The organism is Nonomuraea sp. NPDC047529 (assembly GCF_040642995.1).
Taxonomy (GTDB): domain Bacteria; phylum Actinomycetota; class Actinomycetes; order Streptosporangiales; family Streptosporangiaceae; genus Nonomuraea.
The window spans coordinates 154,178-173,522 of the sequence record NZ_JBEYTJ010000009.1 but is presented as its reverse complement, the minus strand read 5'-3'; the positions used below and the strand labels follow the sequence as shown (position 1 = coordinate 173,522).

Annotated in this window: 17 protein-coding genes; 8 read left to right on the top strand and 9 right to left on the bottom strand. The window is 71.0% G+C overall.

The genetic code is table 11. From position 1 onward, the window contains the following. Window positions 1–1,807: 1,807 nt before the first annotated feature. Together nrdR and ABZ815_RS16940 are read left to right on the top strand one after the other, a co-directional pair. Window positions 1,808–2,263: a transcriptional regulator NrdR gene (gene nrdR, locus ABZ815_RS16945; RefSeq protein WP_103955744.1), complete on the top strand. Its 456-nt coding sequence runs from the start codon at window positions 1,808–1,810 to the stop codon at window positions 2,261–2,263. Continuing rightward, the gene (locus ABZ815_RS16940; protein WP_357698650.1) at window positions 2,260–5,070 is read left to right on the top strand and encodes a vitamin B12-dependent ribonucleotide reductase; all 2,811 of its coding nucleotides are present in this window, start codon (window positions 2,260–2,262) and stop codon (window positions 5,068–5,070) included. The genes nrdR and ABZ815_RS16940 overlap by 4 nt, the downstream gene beginning before the upstream one ends. A 65-nt stretch (window positions 5,071–5,135) precedes the next feature. On the opposite strand, the gene ABZ815_RS16935 is transcribed toward ABZ815_RS16940, so the two are convergent. Both ABZ815_RS16935 and ABZ815_RS16930 read right to left on the bottom strand, forming a co-directional pair. Further along, complete coding sequence (locus ABZ815_RS16935; protein WP_357698648.1) at window positions 5,136–6,008, bottom strand: glycerophosphodiester phosphodiesterase family protein; 873 nt, start codon at window positions 6,006–6,008, stop codon at window positions 5,136–5,138. A gap of 188 nt (window positions 6,009–6,196) precedes the next feature. After that, window positions 6,197–8,758: a glycosyl hydrolase family 18 protein gene (locus ABZ815_RS16930; protein ID WP_357698645.1), complete on the bottom strand. Its 2,562-nt coding sequence runs from the start codon at window positions 8,756–8,758 to the stop codon at window positions 6,197–6,199. A 99-nt stretch (window positions 8,759–8,857) separates the two neighbouring features. Here ABZ815_RS16930 and ABZ815_RS16925 point away from each other — a divergent pair, with 99 nt between their 5' ends. Then, complete coding sequence (locus tag ABZ815_RS16925) at window positions 8,858–10,249, top strand: MFS transporter (protein ID WP_357698642.1); 1,392 nt, start codon at window positions 8,858–8,860, stop codon at window positions 10,247–10,249. On the opposite strand, the gene ABZ815_RS16920 is transcribed toward ABZ815_RS16925, so the two are convergent. The 3 genes from ABZ815_RS16920 to ABZ815_RS16910 all read right to left on the bottom strand — a co-directional run bounded on the left by ABZ815_RS16920 (window position 10,209) and on the right by ABZ815_RS16910 (window position 11,616). Next, window positions 10,209–10,661, bottom strand: a complete 453-nt coding sequence (locus ABZ815_RS16920; RefSeq protein WP_357698640.1) for a pyridoxamine 5'-phosphate oxidase family protein — start codon at window positions 10,659–10,661, stop codon at window positions 10,209–10,211. The two genes, ABZ815_RS16925 and ABZ815_RS16920, sit on opposite strands and share 41 nt — an antisense overlap. A 62-nt stretch (window positions 10,662–10,723) precedes the next feature. Continuing rightward, complete coding sequence (locus ABZ815_RS16915) at window positions 10,724–11,122, bottom strand: ester cyclase (RefSeq protein WP_357698638.1); 399 nt, start codon at window positions 11,120–11,122, stop codon at window positions 10,724–10,726. Between the two features lie 29 nt (window positions 11,123–11,151). Further along, window positions 11,152–11,616 (bottom strand): hypothetical protein, encoded by a 465-nt coding sequence (locus ABZ815_RS16910; RefSeq protein WP_189650563.1) that lies wholly within the window; start codon window positions 11,614–11,616, stop codon window positions 11,152–11,154. Between the two features lie 116 nt (window positions 11,617–11,732). On the opposite strand from ABZ815_RS16910, the gene ABZ815_RS16905 reads away from it, so the two are divergent. Together ABZ815_RS16905 and ABZ815_RS16900 are read left to right on the top strand one after the other, a co-directional pair. Beyond that, window positions 11,733–12,938: an amidohydrolase gene (locus ABZ815_RS16905; RefSeq protein ID WP_357698635.1), complete on the top strand. Its 1,206-nt coding sequence runs from the start codon at window positions 11,733–11,735 to the stop codon at window positions 12,936–12,938. A 76-nt stretch (window positions 12,939–13,014) separates the two neighbouring features. After that, the gene (locus tag ABZ815_RS16900) at window positions 13,015–14,100 is read left to right on the top strand and encodes a PrsW family intramembrane metalloprotease (protein ID WP_357698633.1); all 1,086 of its coding nucleotides are present in this window, start codon (window positions 13,015–13,017) and stop codon (window positions 14,098–14,100) included. Between the two features lie 56 nt (window positions 14,101–14,156). On the opposite strand, the gene ABZ815_RS16895 is transcribed toward ABZ815_RS16900, so the two are convergent. Next, window positions 14,157–15,491 carry an MFS transporter gene (locus tag ABZ815_RS16895; protein ID WP_357698631.1) on the bottom strand — a complete coding sequence of 445 codons (1,335 nt, stop codon included), beginning with the start codon at window positions 15,489–15,491 and terminating at the stop codon, window positions 14,157–14,159. A 54-nt stretch (window positions 15,492–15,545) separates the two neighbouring features. On the opposite strand from ABZ815_RS16895, the gene ABZ815_RS16890 reads away from it, so the two are divergent. After that, window positions 15,546–16,064: a helix-turn-helix domain-containing protein gene (locus tag ABZ815_RS16890; protein WP_357698629.1), complete on the top strand. Its 519-nt coding sequence runs from the start codon at window positions 15,546–15,548 to the stop codon at window positions 16,062–16,064. 34 nt (window positions 16,065–16,098) lie between these two features. Beyond that, the gene (locus ABZ815_RS16885) at window positions 16,099–16,719 is read left to right on the top strand and encodes a pyridoxamine 5'-phosphate oxidase family protein (protein WP_357698627.1); all 621 of its coding nucleotides are present in this window, start codon (window positions 16,099–16,101) and stop codon (window positions 16,717–16,719) included. Between the two features lie 61 nt (window positions 16,720–16,780). Here ABZ815_RS16885 and ABZ815_RS16880 read toward each other — a convergent pair whose 3' ends face one another. The 3 genes from ABZ815_RS16880 to ABZ815_RS16870 form a co-directional block, all read right to left on the bottom strand. Further along, a complete protein-coding gene (locus ABZ815_RS16880) occupies window positions 16,781–16,954 on the bottom strand; it encodes a hypothetical protein (protein WP_357698625.1) in 174 nt (57 codons plus the stop codon). A gap of 171 nt (window positions 16,955–17,125) precedes the next feature. Continuing rightward, on the bottom strand, window positions 17,126–17,572 hold the full coding sequence (locus tag ABZ815_RS16875; protein ID WP_357698622.1) for a carboxymuconolactone decarboxylase family protein: 447 nt from the start codon (window positions 17,570–17,572) through the stop codon (window positions 17,126–17,128). A gap of 101 nt (window positions 17,573–17,673) precedes the next feature. Further along, window positions 17,674–18,147: a hypothetical protein gene (locus ABZ815_RS16870; protein WP_357698620.1), complete on the bottom strand. Its 474-nt coding sequence runs from the start codon at window positions 18,145–18,147 to the stop codon at window positions 17,674–17,676. Between the two features lie 78 nt (window positions 18,148–18,225). On the opposite strand from ABZ815_RS16870, the gene ABZ815_RS16865 reads away from it, so the two are divergent. After that, window positions 18,226–19,332: an MFS transporter gene (locus ABZ815_RS16865; protein ID WP_357698617.1), complete on the top strand. Its 1,107-nt coding sequence runs from the start codon at window positions 18,226–18,228 to the stop codon at window positions 19,330–19,332. Window positions 19,333–19,345: the final 13 nt, after the last annotated feature.

Below are 19,345 nucleotides of genomic sequence, written 5' to 3'. Positions count from 1 at the left end.
TCGAACACCCGGCGGCGCCGTGCCGGCGGCTCCGGTGGCGCCGCGCGCGGCTCGGACCGCCCCCGTCTGTGGCTGGTCCCCTCGCCGCGCCCCGACGCGGACGCGGACACCGACCGGGCGGGGGCGCGGGACCGCGCGGACCCCCGCCCCGCCGACGCCACGCTCAGCGGCCGCCGCCACGCGGGCCGGGGCGTCGCTGCCGGAACGGACGTCACCCAGCTCCGCGACCGACCGCCCGAGACCGCCTCCGCCGAACGCGAGCGGGGTTCGGGCCGACGGGCAGGGCGTCTGGCGCGGGGGCGCGAGGGGCGTCGTCCAGGGGCGGACGTGGCCGAGAAGCGAGGGGCCGGGGAGGCTCCGCGCGGCAAACAGCGCCGACGGCCACCCGAAGCACACCGACGACGTCCGGAGGGCGAGGCGGAGGCGACGGAGACGCGAGGCCGGGCGGCACGACAGACAGGACGGACCTCGGCGGACCTGCCGGACGGCCGTCGGGAACGACGCCCGGACCCCCGAGGCGACCGCCCATGGGGACGGCGCCGCCCGGGCGAGCCCGTGAGCCGACTCGACGCTCGAAGGCGCCGCTCCGGTGACAGGGCGGCCGAGCAGACGGAGACGCAGGGGCGGCGTCAGGAGGAGACGGGCGGTCGGCTCGACACGCAGAGGCGAGGCCCGGGACAGATGGCGGAGCGGTTCGGGCGGCGGAGAAGGCGTTCGGGCGAGGCTGTGGAGCGGGGGCAGGTGCTGGCCGGGCCGGGGGGTTCGGGGCGTCGGGGGGCGCGAGGGGACGGGAGTTCCGGTGGGGGAGAGGTTCACGGGGGGCGTGAGGTGCTGGGGCGTGTCGTGGGGGTCGGAAGTGCTCGGGCCGGTAACGGCGGAGAGCGTGTGTGGAGTCGTCGGGCGTTGCGGCGGCCGGGGCGCGGCGTCGGAGTGATCGTGCGGAGTGGAGGGGGCAAGGCTCCCGCTCCTCCGGTGCGGCTGACCCGGCGGGGGCGGATCGTGCTCGTGGTGGGCATGGTGTTGCTGTCCTTGGGCGGGTTCTGGCTGGGGACGCGGGCGGCTGGGCATGCGGCCGCGGGTGCCGTGGTGCCTGGCCGTGCGGGGGTGTCGTCGGTGGAAGCCGTTCTGGGGGCCGGAGTGTGGGGGATCGCGGACGCGCGGTGACCGGCGGTGGGCCGGGGGCGCCTTGACGGGTTGCCCGGCGCTCCGTCCCGGCGCCAGGCTGCACGTCCCTCCGCGCCGCCGACCACCCACCAGCCGACCGTTGACGGCTGACCGCTGGGGGCGGGGCCGGTCTCGCCTGCCGCCTCTGGGCGGGGCGGTCCTGTCGCGTCAAGGGGCCGGTTCCGGTGGGTGTGCGTGGGAGCAGGGCTGATCTGTGGTGGTGGCGGGTGCGGAGGTTCTTGTGGGGATTTCGGGGGTAGGGGGGAGGGTCTTTCAGGAGCCGTGGGAGGTGGGGGGAGGGTGTGGGCTCCGGTACCTTTGTGGGGCCTGTTTGGGCTGGTCGTCGTCGGGTGACGGAGGGCGGCCGGCGCGGGCGCGCGGGGGCCTGGCCGGGGCGACACGCCCGGGGCCTGTGTGACTGAGGGGCTGATCAGCGACTTCGGCTCCACGGTGCCGCTCAACTTGCGTTCATGGTCGCGCGCTTCTACGGTTGGACCACAACATCTAGTAGTTACACCGATGTCGGTTCACCACACCTTGTGTTTCCGTGACCGCACCATGGCGAGCCGTGGGGCGTGCGCGAGCGTACCGCGGCGAGGGTTTTACGCGTGTGGTGTGCCGTGCAGGTCAAGGAGGCGAAGCCGTGCACTGTCCGTTCTGTCGCCACCCTGACACCAGGGTCATCGACAGCCGGTCCACGGACGACGGCGCGGCCATCCGGCGCCGCCGTACCTGTCCCGAGTGCGGGCGCAGGTTCACCACGCAGGAGACCGTCCTGCTGATGGTGAGCAAACGCAGCGGGGTGACGGAGCCGTTCTCGCGGGACAAGGTCGTCGCGGGCGTGCGGCGGGCCTGTCAGGGCAGGCCGGTCAGTGAGGACTCGCTGGCGCAGCTCGGGCAGCGCGTCGAGGAGGCCATCCGGGCCAAGGGCGCGGCCGAGCTGCCGTCGAACGAGGTGGGCCTGGCGATCCTCGGTCCGCTCCGGGAGCTGGACGAGGTGGCCTACCTGCGATTCGCATCGGTTTATCGCGGTTTCGAGAGCCTGGCGGACTTCGAAGCCGAGATCTCACAGTTGAAGGCGGAGAAGGGGGAGTCATGACGGACACGGCCAGCGGTTCAGTGGCGCGCGGGGGAAAGAGGCCGCGTAAGGGGTTGCGGATGAAGCGGATCTTCACCAAGCCCGGCGTGCACCCGTATGACGAGGTCCAGTGGGAGCGCCGTGACGTCGTGATGACGAACTGGCGCGACGGCTCGATCAACTTCGAGCAGCGGGGCGTCGAGTTCCCCGAGTCCTGGTCGGTGAACGCGGCCAACATCGTGACCACCAAGTACTTCCGCGGCGCCGTGGGCACGCCGCAGCGCGAGTGGAGCCTGAAGCAGCTCGTCGACCGGGTCGTCGGCGTCTACACCAGGACGGGCATCGAGCACGGCTACTTCGCCAGCGACGAGGACGCCGAGATCTTCGACCACGAGCTCAAGCACGCGCTGGTCCACCAGGTCTTCGCGTTCAACTCGCCGGTCTGGTTCAACGTGGGCACCGCGTCGCCGCAGCAGGTCAGCGCGTGTTTCATCCTCTCCGTGGACGACCAGATGGAGTCGATCCTGGAGTGGTACAAGGAAGAGGGCGTGATCTTCAAGGGCGGTTCGGGGTCGGGGGTCAACCTGTCCCGCATCCGTTCGTCCAAGGAACTGCTCTCCAGCGGCGGCACGGCCAGCGGCCCGGTCAGCTTCATGCGCGGCGCGGACGCCTCCGCGGGCACGATCAAGTCGGGCGGCGCGACGCGCCGGGCGGCCAAGATGGTCGTGCTCGACGTCGACCACCCCGACATCGAGGAGTTCATCGAGACCAAGGCGCGCGAAGAGGACAAGGTTCGCGCCCTGCGTGACGCCGGTTTCGACATGGACCTGGGCGGCAAGGACATCGTCTCCGTCCAGTACCAGAACGCCAACAACTCGGTGCGCGTCTCCGACGAGTTCATGAAGGCGGTGGAGAAGGGCGACGAGTTCGGCCTGCGCGCCCGCCTGACCGGCGAGGTCATCGAAAAGGTCGACGCCAAGGACCTGTTCCGCAAGATGGCCAAGGCCGCCTGGGAGTGCGCCGACCCGGGTGTGCAGTACGACGACACGATCAACGACTGGCACACCACGCCGGAGACCGGCCGGATCACCGCCAGCAACCCGTGCTCCGAGTACGTGCACCTGGACAACTCCTCGTGCAACCTGGCCAGCATCAACCTGCTGAAGTTCCTGAAGGACGACAACACCTTCAACGTCGCCGACTTCGTCAAGCTGACCGAGCTGATCATCACCGCGATGGACATCTCGATCACCTTCGCCGACTTCCCGACCGAGCGGATCGGCGAGACCACGCGGGCCTACCGTCAGCTCGGCATCGGCTACGCCAACCTGGGCGCGCTGCTCATGGCCACGGGCCACGCCTACGACTCCGACGGCGGCCGCGCGGTGGCCGGGGCGATCACGTCGCTGATGACCGGTGTGTCCTACCGGCGCAGCGCCGAGCTGGCCGGCGTGGTGGGGGCGTACGACGGTTATGCCCGCAACGCCGAGCCGCACAAGCGGGTCATGCGCAAGCACGCCGCGGCCAACGACAACCTGCGCACGGTCGGCACCATGGACGCGAAGATCCACGCCGAGGCGTCGCGCCAGTGGTCGGAGTGCCTGAAGGTCGGCGAGAAGAACGGCTACCGCAACGCCCAGGCCAGCCTGCTCGCCCCCACCGGCACCATCGGCCTGATGATGGACTGCGACACCACCGGCATCGAGCCCGACCTCGCGCTGGTCAAGTTCAAGAAGCTGGTCGGCGGCGGCTCGATGCAGATCGTCAACCAGACGATCCCGCGGGCGCTCAAGCAGCTCGGCTACCAGCAGGAGCAGATCGAGGCCATCGTCGAGTACATCGGCGAGCACAGCCACGTCGTCGACGCCCCCGGCCTGCGCAAGGAGCACTACGAGGTGTTCGACTGCGCGATGGGCGAGCGGGCCATCGCGCCGATGGGCCACGTGCGGATGATGGCGGCGACCCAGCCGTTCCTGTCCGGCGCGATCTCCAAGACGGTCAACCTGCCGGAGTCGGCCTCGATCGACGACATCGAGCAGGTCTACCTGGAGGGCTGGAAGCTCGGTCTGAAGGCGCTGGCCGTCTACCGCGACAACTGCAAGGTCGGCCAGCCGCTGTCGGCCGGCAACGGCGCCAAGAAGGACGAGCCGAAGGCCGTCGAGGCCGAGCCCGAGGTCAAGGTCATCGAGGTCAACCGGCCGACCCGGCGGCGCATGCCCAACCAGCGTCCCAGCATGACCACCCGTTTCACCGTGGGCGGGGCCAAGGGCTACATGACCGCTTCGTCCTACCCTGACGACGGGCTCGGCGAGGTCTTCCTCAAGATGTCCAAGCAGGGCTCGACGCTGGCGGGCGTCATGGACGCCTTCTCGGTGGCGATCTCCATCGGCCTCCAGTACGGGGTGCCGCTGGAGACGTACATGAGCAAGTTCGTCAACATGCGGTTCGAGCCGGCGGGCATGACGGACGACCCGGACATCCGGATGGCCACGTCGGTGATGGACTACATCTTCCGTCGTCTGGCCCTCGACCACCTGCCCTACGACGAGCGGGCGGCCCTCGGCATCTTCTCGGCGGCCGAGCGCGCCGCGCAGCAGCGCGGCGAGGACCCGGCGGCGCTGCAGGAGGCGGTCGACCGCGAGGCGCTGGCCCAGTCGGCGCCGATCGAGGAGAAGCCGAAGCCGGAGCCGGTCAAGGAGCTGACGCTGGAGAGCCACCAGCGGTTCACCGCCGACGCGCCGCTCTGCATGACCTGCGGCACCAAGATGCGGCCCGCCGGAAGCTGCTACGTCTGCGAGGGCTGCGGCTCGACCAGCGGTTGCAGCTGATCCGAGTTGCTGAGCTGAGCTGAGGGGGATCCGGGAACGGGTCCCCCTCACCGGCGCTCGCGGGGTCAGGTCTCGGTCAGCACGTCGCGCAGGACGTCGGGCCGGTCGGTGATGATGCCGTCCACCTGGTACGTCAGCAGGCGGCGCATGACGTCGGGGCTGTCGACCGTCCAGGCGAAGACCTTCATGCCGTGGTCGTGGACGAGCCGCACGTACGAAGGGGTGATCCCGGCGTACGGCGGGTTGACGTATGTCGCGAACCTGGACAGGCCGGACAGCGTGTCGGCGTCCGGCGTGCCGAGCAGCCCGATCGGCACCTCGGGCAGCAGCCGGTGGAAGGCGCGCATCGAGTCCCAGTCGAACGACTGCGCCACCAGCCGTCCCGGCATGAGCCAGACGGGATCGGCGCGCAGCGCGCGGACGATGCGTTCCTCGATGCCCGGGTAGAGCCGGGGCTCCTTGACCTCCATCAGCAGGCCGACGCGGGAACCGGCCATCGCGCGCAGCGCCTCCTGGAGGGTCGGGACCCGTTCGCCGGTGTACTCCCGGTCGAACCAGGAGCCCGCGTCCAGCGTGCGGATCTGCGCGAGCGTGAGGTCGCGCACCCGCCAGGGGGCCAGCTCGGGCAGGACGTGCTCGACGTCGGTGGTCCGGGCGAGGGTGGTGTCGTGCATCAGGACCAGCTCGTGGTCCTTGGTCTCCTGGACGTCCAGCTCGAACATGGCGGCCCCCTGGCGGGCGGCGAGCTGGAAGGCGGCGACGGTGTTCTCCGGCGCGTACGCCGACGCGCCCCGATGGGCGACGTCGACCACAGTGCCGACCACAGTGCCGACCACAGTGCCGACCGCAGTGCCGACCGCAGTGCCGACCGCGGCGGCGGGTGGTGAGGCCAGGGCCAGGAGGACGAGGGGCAGGGACAGGGCGAGTCGCCGGAACATGGATCTCCTCGGTTGGGGGAGGGGACCGACAAACCCGACCATGACAAGGCCGGATGACCGTGAGTTGAGGGCTCGGTAACGGAGTGGTGCCCGCCGGATGAGACTTTGACACCGCGGGCGGCAAGGCTTCTGGGACACGCGTGAGGGGCGGGTCGCCCGTGGCGGCCCGCCCCTCCGGTGTGCAGGTGTTACCTGAGGCCACCGTCCAGCGCGGTGGTGAGGACGCCGGTGTCACCCGACATCTCCCAGATCATCGCGCCCAGCAGCCCCTTGCTCTTGAGCCAGGCGGTCTTCTTGCCGATCGACCAGGCGTCGTCGAACGACCACCACTGACCGTTGTTGCCGGTGTAGCAGTAGGTGGCGACGGCCACCTCGTCGTGGCGGACCGTGCAGCCGGGCACCATGGCGAGCAGGTTGCTGTAGCCGCGGGTGCCCGCCTCCTCCTGGAACTGGCCGGGAGCCGCGCCGTGCGCGTCCTGCCACTCGCCGGCCTTGCCGCCGTCGGTCACCTGCTGCCAGCCGCGGCCGTAGTAGGCCAGGCCGATGGTGAGCTTGCGCGGGTTGACGCCGGCCTGGAGGTAGACGTCGACGGCCTTCTCCACGCTGAAGTCCGGGTTGTACGGGCTGTCCGCGTCGAGGTACAGGTTGCCCTGGTGGCCGGTGCGGTTCGGCTCCCAGGAGTTGTCGCTGCCCGCGCCGTGGAAGTCGTAGCCCTGGATGTTGAAGATGTCCAGCGACTTGGCCACCTCGGGCAGGTCCCAGCCGGCGGCGATCTTGGCCGGGTCGGCCGGGGTGAACGCCGTGAGCTGGTACCGCTTGCCGGTCGTCGTCGTCAGCGCGTCGAGCTGGCGGCGGAACTCGGCGATGAGCAGCGTGTTGTTGGCCTTGTCGTTGGCGCCCACGTGGTTGCCCGCGTGTCCTTCGGCGCCCGGCCACTCCCAGTCGAGGTCGATGCCGTCGAAGATGCCGGCGGCCGTGCCCGGCCCGCCCTTGCCGTTGTAGTCGGGCAGGTTGCCCTTGATGTAGGTGTCGATGCAGGAGGACACGAACTTCTTGCGCGAGGCGTCGGTCGCCGCCACGTCGGAGAAGTACTTGGAGTACGTCCAGCCGCCGAGCGAGATCAGCACCTTGAGGTTCGGGTACTTCGCCTTGAGCTTCTTGAGCTGGTTGAAGTTGCCCTGGAGCTTCTCCCAGCCGGTGTCGGCGACGCCGTCGACCGACTGGGCGGAGCTGAACGGCCTGCCGTAGTCGGCCTCGGCGTCACCGGCGCCGTCGCCCTGGTTCGGGTCCTGCGGGTCGGACGTGGTGCCCTTGGTGACGCCCTGCAGGCAGGTCAGGTTCTTGGAGTCGATGTTGGCGAAGGCGTAGTTGATGTGGGTCAGCTTCGCCGCGTTCCCGGTGGTGTCGAGGTTGCGGACGAAGTACTGACGGCCGTAGATGCCCCACTGCACGAAGTAGCCGACGCGGGCGTACCCGGTCTCGACGATGTCCGACGTCGTCACCTTCACCGGGGTGGAGGCGGCCGAGAGGTTGTCGTACAGGTCGCGGGCCTTGACCGTGAAGGTGTACTCGGTCGAGGGGGACAGGCCGGAGACGACCGCCGTGGTGCCCGCGACGGTCGTGGCCAGGGTCGAGCCGACGAAGACGTCGTAGTTGGCGACGCCGGTGTTGTCGGTGGAGGCCGTCCACGCCAGCGAGACGCTGCTGGACGACTTGGCCGTGCTGCGCAGGCCCGACGGCACCGACGGCGCCTGCGAGTCGTCGGCCGGGTTGCGGGTGGTCACCTTCAGCGGCGCGGAGGCGGCCGACAGCGTGCCCTTGCGGTCCTTGGCCTTGACGGTGAAGGTGTACTCGGTGTTCGGCGTCAGGCCGGAGACGGTGCCGGAGGTCTCGGTGACCGAGGCGGCCAGGGCCGGGCCGTTGTAGATCTCGTACCCGACGATGGGGAGGCTGCCCTGGGTGGCGGCGTCCCAGGCGAGCGAGACGGTCTTGGTGGTCTTGACCGGCGAGCGCAGGTTCCCGGGGGCGCCGGGCGGCACGTCGGGGGTGCCGTCGCAGTTGACGTCGTTGATCCGGCAGCTCGTCGGCTCGGCGTTGGCGGAGCTCACGGTGAAGCTCGGGCTGTAGGGCTCGGTGGTCGCCCCCGCGTTCACGGTGGTGTTGTAGTGGACGGGGGTCAGCGTGACCGTCCGCCCGCTCTGGGTGAGCGAGCCGTTCTGGGCGTTGCTCGCGGTGACGCCGGCGGGCAGGTCGAAGACGATCGACCAGCCGGTCAGCGCCGTCGTGCTGTTGTTGGCGACGATGAACTTGGCGGAGGTGCCGCTGACGTCGTACGTGGCGCTGACCGGGGGCTTGGCGGGCGGGTCACCGCCGGTGCCGTCGCAGTTGGCGCCGTTGATCAGGCAGCTCGTCGGCTGGACGGCCGAGCTCAGCGTGACCTTGGGGCTGTAGGGCTCGGTGTTCTTCCCCGCCTGCACGGTGTTGATGTAGAAAGCGGGGGTGAGCGTCACCTTGGTGCCGTTCTGGCGGATGGTGGCGTTCTGGGGGTTGCTCGCGGTGACCCCGGACGGCAGCTCGAAGACGATCGACCAGCCGCTGACGGCGGTCGTGCCCGGGTTGCTCACCAGGAAGGTGCCCGTGTTCCCGGAGAGGGAGAACGTGGCGATGAGGCGGCTCGCGGCCTGTGCGGGAAGGGTGCACATGCCGATGATCACGAGAACAGCGATCAGGGGGGTGACTAATCGGCGCACGTCAAGGACCTTTCATTAAAGAAAGTTTCCTAACAATTACGCGGATCGTAAGCCCGTCCCACTGAACTTGCAAGAGCCTGTCTGATCTAGCCTGACAAGATGAGAGGGGTGCTGCCGGTCCTGCTGTCGGCGTGGTTCATGGCCCAGTTCGACTTCTTCGTGGTCAACGTGGCCGCGCCCGCCGTCGAGCACGACCTGAACGCCGGTCCGGCGGCCCTGGAGCTGATCGTCGCCGGGTACGCCTTCACGTACGCGGCCGGCATGATCACCGGCGGCCGGCTCGGCGACCGCTACGGCTACCGTCGCCTGTTCGTCCACGGCGTGGCCGGTTTCACCGTCGCCTCGGTGTTGTGCGGCCTGGCCCCAGGGGCGGCCTGGCTGGTGGCCGCCCGCCTGCTCCAGGGCCTGGCGGGCGCCGTCATGGTGCCCCAGGTGCTGGCCATGATCTCGGCCGTCTACCCGCCGGAGCGGCGCGGCCGCGCCATCGGCTGGTACGGCGCCGCCGGCGGCCTCGGCTCCATCGCCGGCCAGGTGCTCGGCGGCCTGCTGCTCACCGCCGACGTGCTCGGCCTCGGCTGGCGGGTCATCTTCCTGATCAACCTGCCGGTCGGCCTGGTCGTCGTGCCGCTGGCCCGCCGGCTGCTGCCTGAAGCCGACCGGCGCGAGCCCGTCGCGTTCGACCTGCCGGGCGCTGCCGGGCTCGCCGCCGGGCTGGCGCTGTTGCTGGTGCCGCTCGGCCTGGGCAACAGCCTGGGCTGGCCCGCCTGGACGTGGGCCGCCATGGCGGCGAGCGCGCCGGTGTTCGCGCTGACCTGGTGGTGGCAGCGGGCCCTGGCCGCCCGCGGCGGGCAGCCGGTGCTCGACCTCGGCCTGCTCAAGGTCCACTCCTACCTGGCGGGCGTGGCGGCGATCGTCGCGTTCATGGCGTACTTCGCCTCGTTCATGTTCACGCTGACGCTGCTGCTGCAGAACGGGCTCGGGCTCACCGCGTTCCAGGCGGGGCTGGCGTTCGCGCCGATGGGCGTGCTGTTCACCGTGACCTCGCTGCTGGGCACCCGCCTGGTCAGCCGGTACGGGCTCGTCGTCGTCATGGTGGGCGGCCTGGTCACGGCCCTGGGGCTGGCGCTGCTGGTGGTGGGGGCCGGGCGCGGGCTGCCGTCCATCATGGTCGCGCTCGTGCTCGTGGGCTCGGGCAACGGCCTGGTCCTGCCCCGGCTCATCGGCGCCGCGCTGGTGGAGGTCGCGCCGCACCAGGCCGGCATCGGGTCGGGGGTGCTCAGCACGGCGCAGCAGTTCGCCGGCGCGGGCGGCGTCGCCGTGATCGGGGCGGTCTACTTCGCGGTCGCCGAGGGCGGCCACCACGCGCGGGCCATGCGCTGGTCGGCCGCCATCGACCTGGCGCTGATCCTGCTCGTGGTCGCGATGGTGGCCTACAACCGGCGGCGAGCCGTCAGGAGGGCGTCGGCAGCAGGGTCCCGTAGAGCCGCCTGACCCTGATTCTGACCACCAGCCGGCGGTCGGCGACCATGCGGTGCAGGAACGCCAGCTCGCCCCCGGCGTCGCCGAACGACGGCTGCATGGCCAGCAGCTCCAGCCCCACCTCGTCACCCGGCCGGTCGCTCACGGGGGACAGCTCGGCCTCGCCCTCGGCGACGGCGTAGGAGCCGAAGTCGTCGCTGGCGACGTAGAGCGCGCAGCGGGCGTCCTTGTGCAGGCGGCGTACCGTGAGCCGGTCGGCGACGGTCGAGATCCGCACCACCCGGGGACTGGGGTCCCAGGTGTAGACCACGGTGGACAGTTGCGGGGGGCCGCCTGAGCCGTTGGTGGCGAGCGCGCCGAAGCGCTGGCCGGCGAGCAGCGCCGACAGAGCCTCCTCGGGCAGCTCCAGCGGCTGTGCCCCCATCGCCCCCATACCGCCCATTGCCTCCTGTGACATCCCTCGACCCCCGTCGTGATGCGGAGCTGTCAGCCTATCCCGAGTTGTCGGGAGAGTGACTGTGCGTCGGAGATCACCCAATATTCGGAGAATCGTCCGTCCGTCGCACGCAGGAGGTCGTGCCCGGAGAACGAGATCCGAGTGCCCGGCGGGGCGCTCGCGCCGGGCAGGCCGCCCCGGTAGGCGCCGCTGAACGTCCACCGGGCGGCGACCAGGTCACCGTCGACGGCCGGGCCCACGTCGAGCGTGACCCGGACGTCGTCGAACGGCTCGCGGCCCTGCCGGATCGCCTCGGCCAGCCCTTCGGGCCCGTGCACGTCCATGCCGGGCCAGTGGCCGACGAATTCCCGGGTGACCAGGTCGGGCGCGAGGGAGAGGTCGCCGTTCCACAGTTCGAGCAGCCAGTGCCCGTACAGTTCGGTCAGCATGGCGGTACGCCTACCCCCGCGCGACGGGCTCAGCCGCAGTTGCCCCAGCTGGTACGGCCACCGCCCGCGATGTGCCCGTTGGTCCCCTGGATCGTGCCCCAGAACTTCACGCAGGCGCTCTTGGCCCAGTATTTGACCGGCCCGGCGTACTGCCCGAACTTGCCGGCGTCCATGCGCACGATCGGGTCCTGCTTCTCGTCCTTGCGCGCCTTGGGCATGACGGTGAGCCTGGCGCTCATCTGCGTCTTCGAGCCGATGAAGCTCGACTTGATCGTGACGACGCAGTTCTCGCCGGTCCCGCGGTTGTAGAGCAGGTAGACCGTGCCGTAGCGCTGGCCGCTCTGGGTCTTGACGGGCTTCGTGCCGTCGGAGATCAGCCCGAAGCCGGAGCCGCAGATGCTCTGCGGGCTGCTCGCGGCCGTGGCGTTCGCCGGAGCCGCGACAACGCCGCTGAGGCCGATCGCCGCCGTGAGAAGGATTGCCTTTGACGGCATACGCACTAGTACGTCCCTTTCGGTTGGCCTTGACTCAAGATCTCGACAAGCATGCCCGAAACTCGGTTATCGGTCCAGTTTCATGGAGGAAAGCATGGCGACTGTAGGTTTCCGCTATGACTCTCGCCATCATCAACGGATATGTCGTACCGGTTGACGGAGATCCGATCGGGGGCGGCACCGTCCTGGTCGACGACGGGAAGATCGTCACGGTGGGCCGGGACGTGCCGATCCCCGGCTCGGCCACCGTCGTGGACGCGGGCGGCGGCTGGGTCCTGCCCGGTTTCGTCGAGGCGCACGGCCACCTCGGCGTGTACGAGGAGGCCGAGGGCTGGGCCGGCAACGACACCAACGAGATGACCGACCCCAACGGCGCCCGGCTGCGCGCCCTCGACGCCATCAACCCGGCCGACCAGGGCTTCGCCGACGCGCTGTCCGGCGGCGTCACCACGGCCGTGATCAAGCCGGGGTCCGGCAACCCGATCGGCGGGCAGACGGTCGCGGTCAAGTGCTGGGGCAGGTCCGTCGATGAGATGCTGGTCAGACAGCCGGTGAGCGTGAAGAGCGCGCTGGGGGAGAACCCCAAACGCGTCTACGGCGACCAGAAGAAGCTGCCCTCCACCCGTCAGGGCGTGGCCGCGGTGATCCGCGACGCGCTCATGAAGGCGCAGGACTACAGGGCGAAGAAGGCCGCGGCCGAGCGCGAGGACAAGCCGTTCGACCGCGACGGCACGCTGGAGATCCTGGCCCGGGTGCTCGACGGCGAGCTGCCGTGGTGCCAGCACGCCCACCGCGCCGACGACATCGCCACCGCGCTGCGCCTGGCCGACGAGTTCGGCTACCGGCTGATCCTCAACCACGGCACCGAGGGCCACCTGCTGGCCGACACGCTGGCCGAGCGGAACGTGCCGGTCATCATCGGCCCGCTGTTCACCAGCCGGTCGAAGGTCGAGCTGCGGCAGCGCGCCCTGCGCAACCCGGGCATCCTCGCGCGGGCCGGGGTCGAGCTGGCGATCACCACCGACCATCCGGTGGTGCCCATCCACTTCCTCGTCCACCAGGCCACCCTCGCGGTCAAGGAGGGGCTCGACCGGGACACCGCGCTGCGCTCGATCACCGTCAACCCGGCCCGCATCATGGGCCTCGACGACCGGGTGGGCTCGCTGCGGCCCGGCCTCGACGGCGACGTGGTGATCTGGTCCGGCGACCCCCTCGACGTGATGAGCCGGGCGCTGCGGGTGTTCATCGCCGGGCGCGAGGTGTACTCCTACGTGGACGGGGAATCCGTCGTCGCCGATCCCTATTACCGCGAGTCACGGTGATGTAAGCGACTGTCAAGTGTGCGACGGCCGGGAACGCTCATAGTAGGTGCACTGAGTCGGAGAAAGGCGCCCCCCCATGACAGCTCCGCAGTTCGCCAGGAGACCCAGCAAGGCGCTCCTGATCGGCCTGGTGGTCTCAGGCGTCCTCGCGCTGATCGTCCTCGGTCTCATGCTGCGCAAGGGAGGGCCGGTCGGGTTCGGGCTGTCGGCCGTGCTGGGGCTGGCGCCGCTGCCGGTGCTGCTGGCCGCCGTGCTCTCGCTCGACCGGCTGGAGCCCGAGCCGAAGCTGCACCTCGCCTTCGCCTTCGCATGGGGCGCGGGCCTGGCGATCGTGCTGGGCGTCGGGCTGACGCTGGCCGGGCAGGCGCTGTTCCTGCGGGCCGGGTACGGCGCCCAGCTCGTCAACGACGTCGGCACCGTGTTCCTGGCCCCGGTGATAGAGGAGGCGCTGAAGGGCTCGGCGCTGCTGCTGCTCCTGCGCAGGAAACAGGAGATCGACGGCCTGACCGACGGCATCGTCTACGCCTCCATGGCGGGCCTCGGCTTCGCCGCCGTGGAGAACATCGGCTACTACCTGATCGCGTTCGGCCAGGACGGCACCGGCGCCGCGGTGCGGCTGTTCGTGCTCAGGGGGCTGATCGACCCGCTCGGCCATCCCATCTACACCTCGATGATCGGCCTGGGCGTCGCCTACGCGCTCACCCGCCGCACGCCCGCCAGGTTCGCCGCGATCCCGCTCGGCTACCTGGGCGCGGTCGTGCTGCACGGGCTCTGGAACGGCGCCGCCTCCACCCAGTCGCTGGCCTGGCTGGGCACGGCGTACCTGGTGATCATGGTTGCGCTGGTCCTGCTCATCGTGGTCACCGTCGTCGAACGCCGTCAGCTCGTCTCGAAGATGGGCGTCTACCTGCCCGGGTACGGCAGCACCGGCCTGGTCACGGCGGACGACCTCACAATGCTCAGCACGCTCAAGGCGCGCAAGGCGGCCCGCAAGTGGGCCAGGGGGGCCGGGCTCGGCCGCGCGATGAGCGACTACCAGCAGGCCGCGACCGAGCTGACCGTGCTGCACCTGCGGGCCGAACGCCAGGGCATGGACCCGGGCCGGTTCGAGACGGAACGCGCCGCCCTGCTCAGCTCCATGGCCCACGCCCGCCGCTGGTAGCCGGGGCGGGCTCACGGGCGGGTGAGCAGCGCGGCGGGGGCCGTGACGGGTCAGGTTCACGGGCGGGTGAGCAGCGCGGCCAGGGCCGTGGCCGCGCTCAGCACGATGCAGGCCGCCACCGCCACCGTCGCCCCCTGCTCCACACCGAACGCGCCGACGACCGCCGCCACGCCGGCCGCGCCCAGGGAGGAGCCGACGTACCGGGCGGTGTTGTTGGCGCCCGACCCCATGCTGACCCGGTGGGCCGGCACGCTCTCGATCGCCAGATGGGTGATCGAGGAGTTGATCAGCCCTGACCCGGCGCCGCTCACCACCAGCCCGGCCACGACCAGCGGCAGGTCCAGCGAGCCGCCCACACCCAGCAGGCCCGCGAACCCGAGCGCGGTCAGGCCGAGGCCGAGGGCCAGCCGGGCGGCGGTGCGCAGGCGTACCAGCCGGGACAGCAGCGACACCGCGAACGACGTGCCCGACCAGAGGCAGAACAGCAGACCGGTCTGCAACGGCGTCAGCGCGTGTGCGGTCTGCAGCACGGTCGGCAGGTAGCTGAGCAGGCCCACGACCGCCGCCCCGACGACCAGCGCGCCGCCGGTGGCGACCAGGAACACCGGCCGTCCGAACAGCTCCAGGTCGAGCAGCGGCTCCGGCCGCCGGCGCTCCACCGCCACGAACGCCGCCACCAGCACCGCCGCCAGCACGAACGCCCCGATCACCACCGGACGCCCCCACCCGGCACGCCCTTCGGTCACGCCCGCGACCAGCGCCCCGACGCCCAGGCTGAGCAGCAGCACGCCCGGCACGTCGAACCGGCGCGGCGCGGGGGAGCGCGACTCGTCCAGCAAGCGCGCCGACGCCGCCGCCAGGACGACCGCGCCGGCCGACAACACCCAGTAGACCGCCCGCCAGCTCACCGCCATGGCCAGCGTGCCGGAGACCAGCGGGCCCACCGCCGTGCCCAGCCCGATCATGGCGCCGTAGAGTCCCGTGGCCCGCACCCGCGCGGCGCCGGAGGGGTAGGCATGGCCGACGATGCCCAGGCTGGCGGCCAGCATCGCCGCGCTCGCCCCGCCCTGCACCAGCCTGGCCAGCACGAACACCGGCACGGACGTGCTCAGCGCGGCCGCCACCCCGGCGACCGCCAGCACCGCCGACCCCCACACCAGCACCCGCCTGCGCCCGTGGTCGTCGGCCAGCCCGCCGGAGACCAGCAGCAGCGCCGACAGCCCGAGCGAGATCCCGCCCAGCATCCACACCGGCCCCGTCGCCCCCGCGCCCAGGGACGCGGCCGTCTGCGGCAACGTCACCATCGGGACCGTGTAGTTCGTCAGCACCAGCAGGGGCGCCGAGGACGCCACGGCGAGCGTGCCCGGCCGGACCCGAGTCAGTTCGGTCATTGAACTCATTCGCGCAACGTACCACGGTTCGATGAATGAACTAACATGGGTTCCATGGCGCTCGGCAAGAACTACGAAGGCCAGGACTGCTCGCTGGCCAGGGCCCTGGAAGTGATCGGCGAACGGTGGACGCTCCTGGTGGTCCGCGACGCCATGTACGGCGTACGCCGCTACGGCGACTTCCTCGCCCACCTCGACATCCCCAGGGCGGTCCTGTCCCAGCGGCTCGGCGCGCTGGTCGAGGTCGGCGTCCTGGTCAAGAGCCGCTACCAGGACAACCCGCCCCGCGACGAGTACGTCCTGACCGCCGTGGGCCGCGAGCTGTGGGTCCCCCTGCTGGCCCTGTCCCAGTGGGGCGAGCGCAACCTCGGCGGGGCCGGGCCGCGCCGCCTGTTCCACCACGTGACCTGCGGCGCCCGGCTCGACCCCGTGTCCCGGTGCCCGTCGTGCGGCACGGTCGTCGGGGTGGAGGAGATCGAGGTGCGCCCCGGCCCCGGCCTGGAGCACAACAGGGACGACCCGGTCAGCATGGTGTTGCGTGAGCCCCACAGGATGCTCGCCCCGGTCTCCTGACAGAATCGGGCGGTAACCCCCGAAAGGAGATCAGATGAGCTGGGCGGAGATCGGGTCCGAGGAGGAGTTGCGGGAACTGCTGGGCGAGGTGATGCCGCGGGCCGCGACCAAGGAGCGGGTCCGGCTGCACGCTCGCGACCGCGACTGGCTGGCGGCCTCACCGCTCTGCCTGATCGCCACGTCCGACGACAAGGGCAACTGCGACGTCTCGCCCAAGGGTGACCCGGCCGGGTTCGTCCACGTCGTCGACGACACCACGATCGCCATTCCGGACCGTCCGGGGAACCGCCGGGCCGACGGGTTCCACAACGTCCTGAGGAACCCGCACGTCGGGCTGATCTTCGTGGTCCCCGGCCGCAACGAGACCCTGCGCGTCAACGGCCGTGCCCGGCTCGTGCGCGAGGCGCCGTTCTTCGACGAGATGATCGTCAAGGGCCACCGGCCGCGGCTCGCCCTGGTGGTGGAGATCGAGCAGATCTTCTTCCACTGCGCCAAGGCGTTCATGCGCTCGCAGCTCTGGACGCCCGACTCCTGGAACCCCTCCGCCCTGCCCTCGCACGCCAGGCTGATCAAGGAGGTCCAGGTCGTGGAGGAGACGCTGGAGCAGTTGGAGTCGTACTACAGCGAGTCCTACGCCAAGAGGCTCTACGGCTGATCCGTACGGCCGGCGGGGGGAGCCGGTGCCGTCGGACCTCGGGAGTGCGGGATCGTGCGGGTCAGGCGGCGGGCGTCGGCCCGCTGGGGAAGTGGAGCACGTTCTGGCCGCTGTAGGCCCGCAGGTCGACCACCTTGGGGTCGGCGGTCACGGCGCTTCTGCGGCGGGCCGCCGCCCGGATGTCGCGGATCTTGTGCCTGGCGACGTGCGGCGGCACGACCGCAAGCCTCTTCATGTGAGCCCCCCCGTGATGTTCCTGTTACCTCTGTTATCTACCGATACAGCCGTAAGTTCGCTGTAAAGGGTAGCTAATAGGGCAACTTTCGCCCCGAGGGGGTGCACAGATCCGGCTCGGCCGGCGGCTGCGGACGTCTCCTGCTCGTGGATCCCAGGACTCTGACGCGCGTCAGGTCCCCGGAACCAGGCGGGCGGTCACGCCGACCCGGTTCCAGGCGTTGATCATCGCGATGGAGACGACAAGCGCGGCGAGCTGCTTCTCGTCATAGTGCTCGGCCGCCTGCTCCCACACCTCGTCCGGCACGGCCTCGCCGCGGTCGGCCAGGCGGGTCGCCTCCTCGGTCAGCGCCAGGGCCGCCCGCTCGGCGGGGGTGAAGACCGTGGCCTCCCGCCAGGCCGCGACCGACCACAGCCGCTCGTCGCTCTCCCCGGCCTTCTTCATGTCCCTGCTGTGCATGTGCACGCAGTAGCCGCAGCCGTTGATCTGGCTGGCCCGCAGCTTGACCAGCTCGATCGTGGCCGCGGGCAGGTCGCTGCCGTGCATGTACGCCTCCACCGCCAGGAACCCCCGGTACGCCTCCGGGGCGAGCTTGGCGATGTCGATGCGCTGGGTCATGGTGATCCTCCCTGTGTCGTCCGCTTCCATGACGGCTTCCATGACACAGGACGAGGCGGCCCCGCGCGATGTGACAGCTCCGGGAGGGGAATTCTCTGGTCTCAGCCCGCGCAGTTGCCCCAGGAGCTGCGGCCGCCCCACGCCTCGACGCGGTTGTCCGGGGTGCGCGTCCAACCCGCGTACTTCACGCACTTCCAGCTACCGTCGATGTGGCCGGTCTCGGCGTAGAAGCGGTAACGCTGCACGTCCTCGCTCCGGCCGCCGCCGCGGACCTCGATGGAGGCGCCGGTGACCGTACGGGTACCGCGGTAGGCGATCTTGATCGCCGCGACGCAGTTCTTGCCGGCGCGCTTGTTGTACATCAGGTAGACGTGTCCGAGAACCGCTCCGTCGCGCGTCTTCATCGCGCGGTGGCCGTCCCGCACCCGCTGGTAGCCCGCGCCGCAGACGCGCTCGGGCGTCTCGGCGGAGGAAGCGGCGGAGGCGGAGGTGGCCGAGGCGGCGTAGGCGGAGGAGGGGACGGCGGCGATACCGGCGGCGACCAGACCGGCCGCGATGACCGTGCGCGTCAGCACGATATTCCCTTCGGCGGGGGATAAAAGGACGTCGTCGATCTTTACCGAGACTTGACCGTAATTCAAGGGGGTTGGTGAATGCCGCTCATCGCGGTGTCCGCCGTCTGGGCCGTGTTCTGGGGAGCCTGGTCGGCCCTGCTGCCGGCGGTCAAGCTGGAGCTGGGCCTCTCGGCGGCGCAGATCGGCGCGGCGCTGAGCGCCGTGCCGATCGGAGCCCTGCCCGCGATGGCGCTGACCGGCCGGCTGGCCCGCGGACGCGAGCGCCGGGCCCTCATGGCGGCGACCGCGCTGTTCGGGCTCACCGTGGCGGGGCTCGCCGCCGTCACCGGGCCCTGGCAGCTCGCGGCCGCGCTGCTGCTGCTCGGCGCGGCCAGCGGCGCGCTCGACGTCACGCTCAACCTGACCACGGGACGCGTCGAGCGCGAGAGCGGCCGGCGGCTCTTCCAGGTGGTGCACGCGGCCTTCCCGGTCGCGGTCATCGTGGCCGCCCCGCTCGCCGGCCTGGCCCGGTCGCTCGGGGTGCACACCGGGACCGTGCTCGTGGTGATCGGGCTGCTGGTGGCGGCGACGTCCCTGTCGCTGCCGGCCCTGCCCGTCGGACGCGGCCGGCCCGCGCCCTCCGGCGACCCCCGCGCGGGACACCGGCTGTGGGGGCTCGCGCTGCTGCTCGGGACGCTGGCCGGCTGCGTGCTGGTGATCGAGAACGCGGTGGAGCAGTGGTCGGTGCTCCTGCTGGAGGAGCACCGGGACGCCACGCCCCTGACGGCCAGCCTCGCGCCCTCGGTCTACATGGCCGCGCTCACGGCCGGCCGGATCGCCGCACATACGCTGCCCCCGGTGCCGCTGCGCGCGTTGTACCTGGTCGCCGGCGCGGGCGGCGCGGCCGGGATCGCCCTGGCCGGGCTCGGCGGCGGCGTGCCGCTGTCCATGGCGGGCTTCGCCCTGACCGGGCTGACGCTCGGGCCGCTGGTGCCCGCCCTGCTCAGCCGTGCGGCCGCCGACGACCCCACCGGGACGCTGGTGTGGGGCGTGTCCACCGTCTCCTACACCGGGTTCGTCGTCAGCCCGCTGCTGGTGGCGGGCCTGACCGGGCCGTTCGGGCTGCCCGTCGCGCTCGCCGCGCTCGGCCTGCTGGGGCTGCCGCTGATCGCACGCTTCGCCGTCATCGATGGTGAATCAGCCTGAATATGGTGCTTCG